Genomic DNA, 14775 nt, shown 5'->3' on the forward strand with positions numbered 1-14775 from the left:
CATTAGTCACTTCATTCTTAATTCGTCACTTGCAGCATGTACTTCGCCACCGCCAGGCGGGTCTCGGGATCGAGATAGTCCTGCGGCGGCATTTCAGGATAGTCGTCACGTTTCTTGGTGGGCTTGGCGATGAAGTCGGCGAGGCCCTGCGGGTTCTCCATGTACAGCGCCTGGATCACTTGCACGGGTGGGCCGATCATGCGGCCGTTGTAGGTGTGGCAGCCGGTGCAGATGCCGAGGTACACCACCTTGCCGCGTTCGCCCGGTTTGATCTCGCGCGGCGGCACGGGCGGCAGCAGATAGTTGACTGTGTTCGCGGTGTTGGTGAAGTCGCATTCGGCGAAGTCGCCCACGCCCGCCGTCACATATTGATGGCGGTTGATGATGCAGCTGCCGGGGCTGGGGCCGACGCGCACGATGTCCAGGTTCTTCGCGCCCACTTTGCCATCGGCGAGCAGCAGGGCTTTCGCTTCAGTGATCGTGTCGTAGCCGTTCCTGAGCATCACGTTGTCCAGGATCTTGACGCGATCCGAGTTCGGATCCGACTCGGGATCGGTGGTGATGTTCTGAGCGTGCGCGTGATCCGTGATGATGATGCCCGACACCTTGTTGTCGGAGATGACGTTGCCCTCGATGACCACATCGTCGGCCGCCATGATCAGGATGCCGGTGCCGGCCGGAATGCCGGACACGGTGGAGCCGGGCGCACCGAAGTTCGGGTGATTGTTGCCGACGACGAAGTTGTTACGGAAGATCACGTCGACCGTGTCCTTGATCGGCAGGCCCGGCGTGACGAACGCGAGCAGGCCGCCGGAGTTGTTGTGCACGTAGTTGTGCTCGACGATGGCATGGCGGCTGTTCTCGATCTCGATGCCGGCGACGCTGTCGAACACGTCGTTGTTGGCGACCAGGATGTTGTCGCTCATGCCGATGTAGATCGCCGCGTCGGCGATGCCGGAAACGACGTTGTGCTCGACGATGCCGTTCTTGCCGAGCTGCGGGAAGATGCCGTAGACGCCGGACTCCGCGATCACGTTGTTACGGATCTCGAAGTTGTTGCCGGCCTGGCCCATGATGCCGTTGCCCTTGTAGTTGCGGATCTCGAGGTTCTCGGCGACGAAGTTGTTGCCCGAGTAGAGGATGGCGTCGTTGAGCTTCTTCTCGCCGTCGAGCACGGCGCGGCGGCCGGCCTCGATCACGCCGATAATGCGGATGTCGTCTTTGTCGATGTACACCGTTTCGTGGTACGTGCCCGGCATCACACGAATGATGGTGCCTTTCGGCGCCGCCTTGACCGCGGCCTGGATCGACTCGCCGTCCTTGACGACCACGACATTGGTCGGCGCCGGACCCGCGACCGATCGGATCGCTGCGCCCGGGGGCGCGGCGCCTTCGCCCTCGGCCTTGAAGCCACCGCTGTAGCTGGCGCCTTGCGTGGACGAACTGATCTTCAGGTCCTGTTTGCCGCTGCGGCCGAACAACATGCCGGCGCCGAATGCCAGTGCAGCCACCAGCACTCCTACGACGAGCCCTTTCTTCATCTTTTATTCCCCTTGCTTGGTGGGCGGCAAGCCGGAAGGGACTCGTGCCGGCGGTTGCGGCAGGAAGGTCTCATCCGTCAGGGCGCCCAGAAAATCCACGATCCGATCGACTTCGAGGTCCGTGAGCTTTGGATCCGAGATATGCCAGTGCAGATAAAGGTGCATGTCCTTGGGCACCGCATTGCCTCGTCCCTTGTTATAGAACTCCACGACGCCGCGCAGATCGGCGAAGGCGCCGGAATGTGAGTAGGGCGCGGTGCGCGCAATGTTACGAAGCGTGGGTACCTTGAAGCCGCCCTTCAACTTCGGGGCATGCAGGATGGCTTCCGCGCCCACATCGAACGGTCGGCCGGCGGGCTCGGGCATGCCGATGACTGCGATCTGCTCGTTCGTGAACAGCGGCGGCGTGTGGCACTCGGAACAGCGCGCGACGAACGAGCGGAACACGTTCAAGCCCTCGATCTCACGCTCGGAGAGCGCGGCGTCGTAGCCGTGAACATAGCGATCGTAGCGACTGTTGAGCGACACCAGCGAAGTCTCGAAAGCGGCCAGCGCTGTGAATATTTGCTGGTCGGTGATCGGGCCGCGCTGGTTCGGGAAGGCTTGCTGGAACAGGCGACGATAGGTCGCGTTGCCGTTCAAGCTCTCGAGCAGTTGTGCCGGCGTATTACCCATCTCATGCGGCGAGTAGAGCGGGCCGGTGGCCTGCGCTTCCAAGGAGTCGGCGCGGGCATCCCAGAAGAAACGTTTCAGGAATGCAACGTTCCAGAGTGTCGGCGCCGCGCGGCCTGCGTCCTCGCCATGGATGCCGATGGATCTGGGGCGTCCATCGGACAGGCCTCGTGCGGGATCGTGGCAGCTCGCGCAGGACAGTGTGCCATCGCCCGACAGCACCGGATCGAAAAAGAGATAACGGCCGAGGTCGATCTGATACGGCGTGAAGCCGTCCCGGTGAGGCGGCAGGGAGGTGCGCGTGCCGCCGAGGCCGCGATTTTCCAGCGAGTCGTAGAACTGATAGAGAGTGCGCAGCTCGCACACGCCGGCCGCGGTCTTCTCGAAGCCGGGCGGACAAGTGGTCTTGAGCGTGAAATCGGTCGGTGCCGGCCCGGTTGCGCCAGCGGTCCCCATGGCCGCGATGAGCAACACGAGCGCACGAATCATTTCGGGCGGCCCTGCCGATGAATGAACGCGATGATGTCGTCGAGATCCCGTTCATTCGGCAGCGTCTTGGCCATCATGGCCATCTGCCGCCCGGGCATGTCCTGCGGATCCGTGCCCCGCACCCCATCGCGGAAGTGCGCGAACTGCCGCTTCATATAAGAAGTGTCAAGACCGGTGAGCCGCGGCGCCTTCAGCGTCGGATTGCCTTCGGCCGTGACGCCATGGCAGGCACCGCACTTGCCTTGATATTGATTGTTGCCGTTACGTAAGTCGCCGGAGGCGGGCGAGGCGTTGATAGTTTTCGGAAGGCTCGCGACGTAACTCGCGATCTTGGTCACCGCCGCGTCGTCGGCAATCATCGCCGTCGCCGAAGCCTGCATCTGTGCGCCGAACGTATCGGACTTGTCGATGCCACGTCGGCGATTCCGGAAGTTGCGCAACTGTCGCTCAACATACGCCGCATCCTGGCCGGCAATGGCGGGCGCGTTGAGAGTCGCGTTGCCTTCGCCCTTGTTGCCATGACAGGCCACGCACGGCGCAAACAGTTTGTCGCCCTCAGCCGCAAAACAACCAACGCCATACATCAGCAGCAACGTGCCGATCCATGACGTGAACGCGATTCCTCGCGCGCGAGGGCGTGGCGCTGCCACTCGCTTGTTCGATGACCGCATCACCGTCGCCTCCCCGGAAACGACAGCTGCCGATCGTGCTTGGCTTCTGAGCATCGAGAGAAAGATGCTTTGTATTGCTATTGCGTGGTGTTGATACCCGACCGCGCAAAGGAATGCAATCGGGGTACAGATGAGGAGACGAAGTGCGCAGAGTGGAACTGTCCGACAGTCCGGCCGTGGCGTCTCGGCGCCATTTTCAGCCGCCGCGTCGGTCCAGTGCTGGCCCGAAGGCGGGATGGAGAAAACATCCCTATCGTAGAAATATTGTCTATTCAGGACAAATCGACCTAATATGTCCCGCCGTTCCGGCTGACGGGGGATATCGGTGCTTTCAGTAACGAGAACACGAGGCCGCCTGGCCCGCCTTTGGGTGCTGGCGTTTGCAGCTTTCTTTGCCACCGTGCCGCTGGTCAGCGGCGCCGAAGGCAACAGCGCGATGGTCCTGCCGGCCGATGCGCGAATCGGCGACTACATCGGGCGCGACGTGATGATTCCGATGCGCGATGGCGTTCGCCTGCATGCACAGATCTGGCGGCCCGCCACGGCCGGCGCCAACAAAAAGCTCCCGATGCTGATGCAACGCTCGCCCTATGGCTTCAAGCTCGAGCGGCTGCAGAATTCGTTCGAGAACGAATACAAGGAGCTGGCGGCGGAGGGCTTCATCTTCGTGCTTCAGGACATTCGCGGCCGCTTTGGTTCCGAAGGCGAGTTCGTGATGTTGCGTCCGAAGGCGACCTCGGCGCAGCAGATCGACGAGTCGACCGACACTTACGACAGCATCGAGTGGCTGACCAAATCGCTGCCGGATAACAACGGCAATGTCGGCGTGTTCGGCATTTCCTACGGCGGCTGGACCGCCGCGATGGCGACCATCGATCCGCATCCCGCGCTCAAAGCGGTTTCCGTGCAAGCGTCGCCGGAAGACATGTTTCTCGGCGATGACTTCCACCACAACGGTGCATTCCGTTTGCAATATGGCTGGGAGTACAGCGCCGCGCTGGAAACGGATGGCCGCACGCTGAATCCCTTCGACTTCGGCGGCAAGGATGTCTATGACTGGTACTTGCAGCAGCCGGTCGAGCTGGCGAAGCAGGATCGGCACTATCTGAAGCGCGCGCTGCCGACCTGGCAGAATTTCGCCACGCATCCGAACTACGACGGTTTCTGGAAAGAGCAAGTCACGACGACGCGCCTGTCCGCCAAGGTCACCGTGCCCAATCTCATCGTGGCGGGCTGGTGGGATCAAGAGGATTTCTATGGGCCGTTGAAGATCTATGAGCATCAGGAGAAGGGCGACGCTCGAGGTCGCAACTTCATCGTGATCGGCCCCTGGAATCATGGCGGCTGGGCGCGCGGCGACGGCAAGACTTATGGGCCCATCGAGCTCGGCAGTGCCACCTCGGAGTTTTTCCGGAGCGAAGTCGAGACGCGCTGGTTCCGTCATTGGCTGAAGAACGAAGGCACGCTGGACCAGGCGGAAGCGCTGGTGTTCCAGACCGGCAGGAATCAATGGCAGCGTTATAAGGCGTGGCCGCCGCGCGAGGGCGTGAGCCGTCGCAATTTGTATCTTCGCGAGGGCGGCAAGCTGTCGTTCACGCCGGCGAAGAGCGGCGAGCCGGCGAGCTTCGTTTCGGATCCTGCCTCGCCCGTTCCTTATCGGGAGCGGCCGATCGCTCCGTTGTACACGAAGGAGTCGACCTGGCCGGAATGGCTGGCCGACGATCAGGCGCCGTTTTCGCGCCGTGCGGATGTGCTGTCGTGGAGCACCGAGCCGCTCACCGAAGATGTGACCATTGTCGGTGACGTGGCCGCGAAGCTTTTTGCGAGCACTACCGGCAGCGACGCGGATTGGGTCGTGAAGCTGATCGATGTCTATCCCGCCGATGAGGCGCTGCCGCCGGCGATGCGCGGTCGCCAGCTCATGATCGCCAACGACGTCTACCGGGCGCGCTTCCGTTCCAGCTACGACAAGCCCCAGGCGGTACCGGCCAATCAGGTGGTTGGCTACGAGATCGACCTGCACTCCGCGTCGCATGTATTCAAGAAAGGGCACCGGATCGCCGTGCAGGTGCAGAGCACCTGGTTCCCGCTGATCGATCGCAATCCGCAGCAGTTCGTTGCCAACATCTTCGAGGCCAGGCCGCAGGATTATGTGGCTCAGACCCACAAGGTGTTCCAGGCGGGCAAGTACCCCTCGGCCATTTCGGTGGGGCTGGAGCGTCCCGGCAAACTTCCGTAACGACCGACTGGAGGATTGGTCCGGCTCGGGGTACTTCCACCGATAGCAGCCTTCTTTATCGTGGTCGTGCCCCGGGGAGCGAGAACGAATGAGCGTCGGCCGGTCGTGTTCAACTTTGCGAGCCTGAGCGGCCAGTATTGAGCCGCAGCTTGCGCCAGCGTTGATACTGCTGCGCCTTGGAGGCCGCCGAGTCTTCGCGACCCATCAGCCAGAAGCTGAACCAGTCGATGCTGCGCTCGGCCACCGCCAGCTTGTGCTGTGGCTGCCATTTGATGTGATATTCGTCGGGGAAGACGTAGGACTCCACGGCTTTGCCAGCGTCCAGCAAGGCGACGTGCAACGGCAGAGATGCCAACAGCTCGCTGGCGGAGGTTTGTATCAACAGGGGCGCCGTCACCTTGTCGACGTTGAAGACGACGGATTCCTTGCGGCCATGTTCGAGGACTTCAGCCGCGGTCCGCGCGCTCAAGGCGCCCTTGATCATTTCAGTGCGGTAATTGTTGTTGGGATTGAGATAGAAGTAGTGCGGCCGTGACCACGCGCCGCTGACCGCGGCGGCCGCGAAGCGCGTCGAGTTGAACAGCATGTAGTCGATATTGTCGGCGCCATGACTGAGCCCGGTGATGCCCACCCGTTTCGGATCGATGACGCCTCGCTGGTCGAGCTTGTCGATGACGATGTCGAGCGCGGTCAGGTCCATGCGGCGTTCGTACGAATCCTTCAGTGAGATGGCGGCTGAGGCTCCCAGCTGGTTGCGATAGTCCAGCCGCGCATCCTGGTCCCAATCGATGGGGCAATCGAAGCTCAATACCGCGAAGCCCGCGGCGGCCAGCGGATAGATCGGATACTCGTTGCCCGTGCCGCCACTCAGAAATCCGCGCGAACGATATTGAACGATGATCAACGGCAGAGGCTTGCGAGGCGGCGGGCCGGGCGGCAGCACCAGATGACCCAACGTGGGATTGCCGAAGGCGTCATGCCATTCCAGGCGCTCGATACGACCGAGATCGAAGCGTGCGAAGTCGGGATTGGGGTCGAACAACACGCGCCGGGCGCCGCTCTTCAAATCGATGGCAACGACGCGTTGGGGCAGTGTGGGTGCTTCGGATAAACATACCAATTGGCCTCTCGCGATTTCGCAGGCGTCGATCTTGTCGTCGGTGCGATAGATCAGCCGCGGCGGACGATGTTTGTTCGGCGACCAGGCGTACAGCGCGCTCTGGATGAACGCGTGTCCCTCACGGCGCAGGAAGACGAGCTCGTCGTCACGCCACCACAGACGCCGCAGTTGCCCGTGGCACACGTCGGCGTCGCATCGCTTCTGATCCGCGTAGAGAGTGACGGGGGCTGCGTGGCCGGGAAACTCTGTTGGTTTCTCGTTTTCCAGCCATGCCGATCGCGATTGGGTCGGTTGGATCGCGTAGCTCACAATTCGTCGCGAGGCATCCGCTCCATTCGAGGGCGCTTTGATCGCCGCGTAGCGCTGCTGCTCTTCCGCCGTGGCCGCACGCTCGACACGATCGAGATCCACCGTACGAAGCGAGGTCACGCAGGCGCGGGGCGCGTCCGTGGAGGCCAGCGTGCGCTGGCATCGAGGCCACAACGGTTTACGGCTCGCATCTGGCATGAACCGATCGTCGATCAGAAAGCCGCGATCGCCTTCCTGCTGTTCCGCCGCGACCATGGCATTTCGCGCCCGGCCGATCTCGAAGTACAACGACCGACCATCGGCGGACCACGCGAAGTCCATGACCTCCGCAGCGCTGCGGGTCAGCTGTTCCTGCGCCGAGCCGTCCGCACGACTCCGCCACAGCTGTACCTCGTCTGCATCCTTGCGCAAGTAAGCGATCCACTTCCCATCGGGCGACCACTGCGCAGTGAGATCGACGCGGCTGCCCATCACCATGCCGTCGTCGGTCTGGCTCAGCATCGGTTCGCCGCCGTCGCCCACCGGCACTGGTGCGCCACCCGAAAGAGACAACACATACCACTCGGATCGATAGGTCCGGGCCGCGATGTCCGGCGTCTGGACTTGCAGCGCCATCGACGCGCCATCCGGTGCGATGCTCAACGTACCGGCCGTGCCGCCGATGGAGCGCAGCGAGAGCAGGTCCTCGGCCGTGATGTGGGCGCTACGCTCACTCGCGGCCGAGGTGCCGAGAGTCGAGCCGATGAGGATGATCGCGCACACCCGAAGCCCAATAGCATTCATCGATGATTCCTTCAGACCCGCAATGGCGACCGGGACGGCGTCGGCCGCCAAATCCCCCCGTGGTCCGGAAAATTTATTTCTGGTGAGATCGGCCGTGCCCGGCGGTATGGTGTGGTCGATGGACGATCAGATCGACCAGTGGTTCGTGCGGGAGATCCTGGCGCATGAGCGTTCGCTCATGCGCTATCTGGCGCGCGTCTGGCCGAACCGCGACGAGATCGCCGATCTGCGTCAGGAGATCTACGCCCGGGTGCTGGCGTCGGCGCTGCAGGCCCGGCCGTCCTCGCCCAAGTCGTTTCTGTTCACGGCCGCGCGCAATCTGATGATCGATCGCCTGCGCCGTAACCGCATCACCTTCATCGGTGCGTGGGGCGACCTGGACGCCTTGAATGCACTGGTGGATGAGGTGTCGCCGGAGTCGCGGTTGACGGCTCATCAGGAGCTCGGGCGACTCGCGCAAGCCTTCGATGGCCTGCCGCCGAAGTGCCGCGAAGTGACCTGGCTGCGCAAAGTCGAGCAATTGCCACAGAAAGCGGTAGCGGCGCGGCTCGGTATTCAAGAGAAGGCAGTGGAAAAGCAGGTGTCACGAGGGATGCGTTTGTTGGCCAGGGCATTGCTGGAGGAGCCTATGGACGGTGCGAAGCGCGGCGAAGCCATCGCCGAAGAAGGAGCCGGGCATGGATGAGTTGGCGGACAGCGCGGTGATCGATGCAGTCGCGGCCGATTGGCTGGCGCGGCTCGATGGGGAAACGTGGACGGCGGAGGATGCGGCTGCGTTCGACGCGTGGCAGGCGGAGTCGCTGTTGCATCGGGTCGCCGTGATCCGGCTCAAAGCGATCTGGCAGCATGCCGATCGCTTGCAGGCGTTGGGCGCAGGGGTGCCGGCAGGCGCTGTTCCACCTCCGGGTCAGTGGCGCGTCGTTACAGCCAAGCCAAAAACCGCTGCCGCGTCACCGGTCGCTCGCCGGTTGAATCGTCATCAGCAGGTGCGACGAGTCGCGGGAGTGCTTCTCGCGGTGACGTTGGGATTCGGTGGTTACCTGCTCATGAGATCGCCGCGCGCCTACGATACCGGCGTCGGCGTACAGCAGGCCGTGCACCTTGCGGACGGCTCGCAAGTGACTTTGAACACAGACTCTCGCATCAGAGTACGTCTGACCGATGGCGAGAGGCGCATCGATCTGGAACGCGGCGAGGCTTATTTCGAGGTGGCCAGGGATGCCTCGCGACCGTTCGTTGTTTACGCCGGTGCGCGCAACGTGGTTGCAGTCGGTACGCGTTTTTCTGTTCGGCGCGTGAAGGACGACGTTCGCGTAGTGGTGACCGAAGGTCGCGTCGCCGTGACCGAGAAGAAGCAATTCGATGCGCCGGCAGTGGCAAGCGCGCCTCGCGTGCTACTGTCGGCCGGCAACATCGCGCAAGCAGGCGATGCCGGCGTGCTCATCACGGCGACTTCGCTGCCGGAGGCCGAGCAGGCATTGAGCTGGCGCGGAGGCTATATCGTCCTGAAGGACGCGTTGCTGGCCGATGCCGTGGCCGACTTCAATCGTTATAACGAGCGGCCGCTGGTCATTGCCGATCGCAGCGTCGGTGAATTTCGTATTGGCGGCAACTTGCGACTCAACAATGTCGATGCGTTCGTGCGTGTGCTCGAGCAGAGCTATCCCATTCGCGCCGTGCGCGAGAACGATCGAATCGTTCTGTATGCGAGATAGCGCGGGGGGATTTTTGTGACACCGGCGTCCCGGTATGCACAGCCCGATCAGAGGCTGCACCAGGGAGCTGTCATGACAAGAAGATACTCGCGTCGCACGTCCATCGTCGCCGCTACATTGCTTACGATTCAAGTTGCCGTTGCCGATACCAAGCCCATCGATGTGCCGGCCGGCGATCTCACCGCCGCGCTGGAAGCGCTCGCCGCGCAGTCCGGTGCGGAGCTGGTGTATCGCCCCGAACAGCTCAAGGGACTGCACACCAAGGGCGTGAAGGGTGCGCTGTCCTCCGAGGAGGCCGCCAGGAAGCTCATCGAAGGAACCTCGCTGATCCTGCGCATCGACCCCAGCGGCGTGCTGATGATTTCGACGCCGCAGCCCGAGCGTACATCGAACGACGCGGACGGGGTCGCCGACGTGATCGTGACCGGCTCGCGGCTGGCACGCACCGCCGTCGAGGGACCGGTGCCGGTGAATGTGTATTCGCGCAAGGAGATCGAGCGCAGCGGTCAATCGACCGTCGTCGATTTCCTGAACACGCTCACCGAAGTGTCGGTGGGCAATCCGGAGAAGGGCGCCAATCAGGTGGGCCAGACCACCGTGACGCTGCGTGGCCTGCCCGTCGGCACCACGCTCGTGCTGCTCAACGGCCGCCGGTTGCAGGGCGGCTCGTTCACTTACATTCAAGGCAGCTACTTCGACCTGAACAACATTCCCTCGAGTTTGGTCGAGCGCATCGAGATCGTGTCGCAAGGCTCATCGGCCGTGTATGGCAGCGATGCGCTCGGCGGTGTGGTCAATATTATTTTGCGCAACGAGTTCGACGGGGTCGAAGCGAATGTTCGATATGGCGGCGCCGACGGTACCGCCGAGCGCTCGTTCGACGTCGGCATGGGGCGTACGTGGGAGCGCGGTTCGGTCTCGCTCATGGGCTCCTACTTCGATCGCAGCAGCCTCAACGCCATGGAACGTGAGATCACTTCGAGCAATGCGTATGGCACGTTGGTGACTCATTGCAATCCCGGCAATGTGTATGCGGTCGGTGGTGGCAATCTGCCGGGTCTCGATGCGCCCTCGGCCGGCGTGCGGCCCGGAGCGCACGCTATGCCGTCGCTCGCGGATTTCAATGCCGGCCAGCTGAATCGTTGCCGAAGCCAGCAGATCGTCGATCTGATTCCAGGAAGTGAGCGGACGACCGTGCTCGGTTATGCGACCTATCGGCCGAGCGACAGCGTGGAGTTGTTCGCGGAGTTGATGCACACCCGGCAGGACGAGCAGTTCTCCAGTGGGCGCCGCAAACTGCGCAGCGTGCTCGTGCCAGCCTCGAACGCCTACAACCCGTTCGGCGTCGACGTGCGTGTCGATTACCGATTCTCCTCGCCCGCGACCGAGCTGGGTTTTTTCAACGAGGTCGAGTTCACGCGTTCATTGATCGGTGCGAAGGGCACGTTCGGCGGCGATTGGCGCTGGGAACTGGCCGCTTGGGATGCGCGTGACAAGGTCGCCTCGCGTGACGGTGCGTATGATTTGAACTCCACGTACTACACGAGCGCGCTCGCTTCATCCGACCCCGCCACCGCTATCAATGTTTTCTCGAACGGTGCCGAGGGTTCGGATGAGCTGTTGCGATCCGTCTATCCGGATTTTCTCTATCGACCGAAGGGTTCCGCGCAGGTCGTCAATGGCTTCGTGAGCGGACCGGTCCTGCAACTGCCGGCCGGGCCGCTGCAAGTCGTGATCGGTGGCGAGTACGTGCGCAACCGGTTGCAAATGAACTATCCGACGCTGCCAATGTACAACTTCGACTATCGTCGGCGCGCGACTTCGGCCTATTCGGAAGTGCGCGTGCCTCTGATCGGTAGCGGCAAGGTCGGCGCGGGCGACACGCTGGCATTCACGGGCGCGGTCCGTTACGAGGACTACAGTGACTTTGGCAACGAGACTGTTCCGCAAGGCGCGCTCGAATGGCGGCCGTGGAGCTCGCTGCTGATTCGCGCTTCGTATGCGGAATCCTTCAAGGCACCCGGACTGAATTTCGTTTACTACGAGCGTGGTACCGCGCCGGGCCTGTGCTGCATCTACGATCCACAGCGTGGCGGGGCGGAGACGGTCTACACGATGTATCAAGGGGGCAATCGCAATCTCAATCCCGAGACCGGCGATTCCAGATCGTTGGGATTCGTGTGGTCGCCGCAGTCGCTGGCCGGTCTGGAGGCGAGCGCGTCTTGGTGGCGCGTGCATCTGGCGGACCGCGTGAGTTCGCCCAACTCGCAAACCGTCGTCGACAATGAAGCATTGTTCCCCGGGCTGGTGGTGCGCGATCCGGTCACCAACGTGATTCAGTCGGTCGATGTCAGCTATATGAACTTCGGCAACATCGACGTCGAGGGCATCGATGCCAGCTTGAGTTACCGGATTCCGACCGGCGTCGGCGTGCTCACGCCCAGGGTCTCGATGACGCAGACGCTGAGCTACGAAACCGCGCTCGTGCCAGGTTCACCGGCGATCGATCGGCTCGGCCGCGCGTCGAACTATGACGGCTGGTCTCCCCGGAGAAAAATCGTGGCGGGCCTGGGGTGGCAGTTGCACGAGCTTTCGGCCAGCGCCGTGGGGCGCTACGTGAGCGGCTACACCGACTACCAGGATCTGGGGCCGACGACGCGACAGCTCGGCGATTTCTGGCTGCTGGACGTGTCGGGTCGTTTCGAGTTCGGCAAGCTGTTCGCGGCCGGCAACCGCTATGTGCGTGACGCGTTCGTGCAAGTGTCGATCGTGAACGTGCTCGACAAGGAGCCGGACTACTCGACGTTTCTGTTCGGCGGCATCGGCTACGACCCCTCGCAGTACGACATTCGCGGTCGATTCACCTCGATCAGCATCGGCAGCCGGTTCTGAGGGCGCACGATGAAGATCATCGGTTTCGTGCTTGCGGTATGCATGGCATGCCCGGCGCTGGCGAAAGAGACAGCGTCTGTCGACACAACATCGTTACAACACTGGCAGAGCGTGGGCTCTGCCAGCGCTCCGGCGATCAGCGGCGACGGTCGATGGGTCGCGTACGGCGCAACGCTGCCGACAGCGGCGGATGACACGCTCGCCGAGGGCCAGCTGGATCATCAGAACGCCGCGGATGGCACGCCCGCGAGATTCAGACATGCGGGATTGTTCGTGGGCGAATTGGGTCGCCGCGATGCCCAGCCGATGCGAATCGGTACGGCGTTCGCCTGGTCACCGTCCTGGTCGCCCGACCAGCGCACGGTGGCGTACTACTCGAATGAAGGCGGCGCGGTTCAGTTGTGGGTTTATAACGTCGGGACAAAGGCGCATCGTCGGGTGAGCGATGCGCGCATCTATGTGCGCTCGGGCAATCGTGAAGGTGCGGTGTGGAGCCGTGACGGCCGCAAGCTCTACGTTCCGATTGTGACCTCGACCACTGGCGACACGACGTTCCGACCGAATCCTTACGGGTGGGACCGCCCCGTGCTGGTGTACTCATTCGGGGATAGCGACTACACCGTGGCCACCACCGCGATTGCCGAGGTCGCATTGGACAGCGGTGCGGTGACACGACTTCCCGTGACCGCACCCGTGAGCTTTTTGCGTCGGGAGTCGCTTTCACCCTCGGGCGAGCGGTTGGCCGTGCTCACGCCGGATGCGCGGTTGAGTGTGATCTCGCTCGTCGATCGCAGCGTGCGTGACATCGGACCGATCCAGCCGGTGATCGTCGACTCGACGTTCACGGGCAGCGATCTGTTCACCAGCCCGTATTGGGCGCCCGATGCCGATCGACTCGCGTTCATCGTGAACGATCGTCCCTATGTCCTCGACTTCACCTCTGGCAAGAACGCTGAGCCGCGTGCGTTGGGCAGGAATCTGCGCGCTCTCAAATGGGATCGCAACACGCCGCTGGCATTCTCACGCGATGGCCGCTGGCTCGCCGGGCCACTTCTGCAGAACGATGAGTTGCAAGCGGTGTTCCTGCCGGTGGACGGCGGTGACGGCAAGCTCGTGACTGTGTTGTCGGGACTGCAGGCGCGCAACATCTTTCCAGGCGAAGCGATCGGCGCCACGTTCGGTATCGACATGCTTCGTTCCTCGTCCAATCGCTTGTGGCAGCCTCGATCGGATCAAGTGTTGCTCCAGTATCCAGACCATTCGCGCCAGGAGGTGGTCGTGGTCGCGGTCGATCGCGACACCGGCGAACACAAAGAAGTGCAGCGGCGCCTGACCAGCCAGATTCTGCTGGGAGCCCCAGGCGATCGCACCGACGCCATCGTATTGCATGAAAGTGCCGCCGCGCCTCGCAACTTCCGTCGAATGTCACGCACGCTCGAGGTCGGTGAACCATTGCTGAGCGGCGCGCGCAAAGACCCTGTCATCGAGCAGGTGCAGGTCGACCACTTTTCCATGCGCGTCGCGGATGCGGAGGGAAAATTCAGAGTGGTCGGCACGACGGTGGTTCGGCCCGCGTCGTTGCGGAACTCGCGCGCGCCGGCGGTGGTGTGCATCTACCCGGGTGCGTCGAAGTCCGCGTCGATCCGACGCTATGCCTTCGCGGATTCCTGTACGGTGCCGACCCGCACGCTGCTCGCGCAGGGAATTGCGCTCGTGCTGGTCGACATTCTGGATCAACCGACCGCCGGGGTGTTGAGCGGCGAGTACGTTCGCGCCCGAACGATCACCGACAATCTGCTGCCGCAGGTGTATCGAGCCGAGCAGTTGGGCTATATCGATATCGAGAAGCTCGTCGTCATGGGTACCTCGCAGGGCAGCTTCGCCGCGCTCCAGGTGGTCTCCTCGACTGCATTGTTTCGGGGCGCCATCGGCTTGAGTGGGGTGCGCTTCGCGCCGAACTCGAACAGTTTCGGCTGGCGGTTCGACAAGGATCAGCTGTTGAACAGCATCGGCTTCACCAGCGATCTGGCCGAGGTCTTCGACAACTCGCCGTACCTGCGGGCCCGCAAGATCGATGTGCCGGTGTTTCTGGCGCATGGCGAGGCCGATGCCTATCCCATCGCGGCCTCGGCGCTGATGGCCGACGCGTTGACTCAGGTGGGCAAGCAAGTCGAATTCGCCCGCTACCCGGGCGAGGGCCACGTGATCGATCGTTGGACCGAGAGCCACCGCGCCGACCTGCTGCGCCGGATCGGGGATTTCCTGAAGTCGGTTTTGCAGTAGATCGCATTTCCGGTTCGTCGCGCCGGAACGTATAACTCATAGGTACGTTCCGCCCGACGAG

At 62.8% G+C, this 14775-nt stretch carries 9 protein-coding genes; 5 read left to right on the plus strand and 4 right to left on the minus strand.

The window, feature by feature from the left end:
- Positions 1-17: 17 nt before the first annotated feature.
- The 3 genes from EKO19_RS28245 to EKO19_RS38740 are packed head-to-tail and all read right to left on the minus strand — an operon-like array spanning position 18 to position 3373.
- Positions 18-1541 (minus strand): parallel beta-helix domain-containing protein, encoded by a 1524-nt coding sequence (locus EKO19_RS28245; RefSeq protein WP_129780729.1) that lies wholly within the window; start codon positions 1539-1541, stop codon positions 18-20.
- 3 nt (positions 1542-1544) lie between these two features.
- Positions 1545-2702: a cytochrome-c peroxidase gene (locus EKO19_RS28250; RefSeq protein ID WP_129780730.1), complete on the minus strand. Its 1158-nt coding sequence runs from the start codon at positions 2700-2702 to the stop codon at positions 1545-1547.
- Positions 2699-3373 (minus strand): c-type cytochrome, encoded by a 675-nt coding sequence (locus EKO19_RS38740; RefSeq protein ID WP_246038989.1) that lies wholly within the window; start codon positions 3371-3373, stop codon positions 2699-2701. Before EKO19_RS38740 ends, EKO19_RS28250 begins: the two co-directional genes overlap by 4 nt.
- 325 nt (positions 3374-3698) lie before the next feature.
- On the opposite strand from EKO19_RS38740, the gene EKO19_RS28260 reads away from it, so the two are divergent.
- Positions 3699-5612 carry a CocE/NonD family hydrolase gene (locus tag EKO19_RS28260; RefSeq protein ID WP_175597224.1) on the plus strand — a complete coding sequence of 638 codons (1914 nt, stop codon included), beginning with the start codon at positions 3699-3701 and terminating at the stop codon, positions 5610-5612.
- A 109-nt stretch (positions 5613-5721) separates the two neighbouring features.
- Here the strand turns inward: EKO19_RS28260 and EKO19_RS28265 are convergent, their stop codons facing one another.
- Positions 5722-7824, minus strand: a complete 2103-nt coding sequence (locus EKO19_RS28265) for an Atxe2 family lasso peptide isopeptidase (RefSeq protein ID WP_129780733.1) — start codon at positions 7822-7824, stop codon at positions 5722-5724.
- 118 nt (positions 7825-7942) lie between these two features.
- Between EKO19_RS28265 and EKO19_RS28270 the strand changes: the two genes are divergently transcribed.
- The 4 genes from EKO19_RS28270 to EKO19_RS28285 all read left to right on the plus strand — a co-directional run bounded on the left by EKO19_RS28270 (position 7943) and on the right by EKO19_RS28285 (position 14714).
- Positions 7943-8509 carry an RNA polymerase sigma factor gene (locus tag EKO19_RS28270; protein ID WP_129780734.1) on the plus strand — a complete coding sequence of 189 codons (567 nt, stop codon included), beginning with the start codon at positions 7943-7945 and terminating at the stop codon, positions 8507-8509.
- Positions 8502-9539, plus strand: a complete 1038-nt coding sequence (locus EKO19_RS28275) for a FecR family protein (RefSeq protein ID WP_129780735.1) — start codon at positions 8502-8504, stop codon at positions 9537-9539. Before EKO19_RS28270 ends, EKO19_RS28275 begins: the two co-directional genes overlap by 8 nt.
- A 72-nt stretch (positions 9540-9611) precedes the next feature.
- Positions 9612-12431 carry a TonB-dependent receptor plug domain-containing protein gene (locus EKO19_RS28280; protein WP_129780736.1) on the plus strand — a complete coding sequence of 940 codons (2820 nt, stop codon included), beginning with the start codon at positions 9612-9614 and terminating at the stop codon, positions 12429-12431.
- Between the two features lie 9 nt (positions 12432-12440).
- The gene (locus tag EKO19_RS28285; RefSeq protein WP_129780737.1) at positions 12441-14714 is read left to right on the plus strand and encodes a S9 family peptidase; all 2274 of its coding nucleotides are present in this window, start codon (positions 12441-12443) and stop codon (positions 14712-14714) included.
- Positions 14715-14775 lie beyond the last annotated feature (61 nt).

It is taken from the genome of Peristeroidobacter soli (assembly GCF_004138485.1).
GTDB lineage: Bacteria > Pseudomonadota > Gammaproteobacteria > Steroidobacterales > Steroidobacteraceae > Steroidobacter > Steroidobacter soli.

What these genes read in the sequence shown, in the direction of transcription:
- EKO19_RS28245 (WP_129780729.1), bottom strand. Translation starts at nt 1,541, where the DNA reads ATGAAGAAAGGGCTCGTCGTAGGAGTGCTGGTGGCTGCACTGGCATTC.
- EKO19_RS28250 (WP_129780730.1), bottom strand. Translation starts at nt 2,702, where the DNA reads ATGATTCGTGCGCTCGTGTTGCTCATCGCGGCCATGGGGACCGCTGGC.
- EKO19_RS38740 (WP_246038989.1), bottom strand. Translation starts at nt 3,373, where the DNA reads ATGCGGTCATCGAACAAGCGAGTGGCAGCGCCACGCCCTCGCGCGCGA.
- EKO19_RS28265 (WP_129780733.1), bottom strand. Translation starts at nt 7,824, where the DNA reads ATGAATGCTATTGGGCTTCGGGTGTGCGCGATCATCCTCATCGGCTCG.
- EKO19_RS28270 (WP_129780734.1), top strand. Translation starts at nt 7,943, where the DNA reads ATGGACGATCAGATCGACCAGTGGTTCGTGCGGGAGATCCTGGCGCAT.
- EKO19_RS28275 (WP_129780735.1), top strand. Translation starts at nt 8,502, where the DNA reads ATGGATGAGTTGGCGGACAGCGCGGTGATCGATGCAGTCGCGGCCGAT.
- EKO19_RS28280 (WP_129780736.1), top strand. Translation starts at nt 9,612, where the DNA reads ATGACAAGAAGATACTCGCGTCGCACGTCCATCGTCGCCGCTACATTG.
- EKO19_RS28285 (WP_129780737.1), top strand. Translation starts at nt 12,441, where the DNA reads ATGAAGATCATCGGTTTCGTGCTTGCGGTATGCATGGCATGCCCGGCG.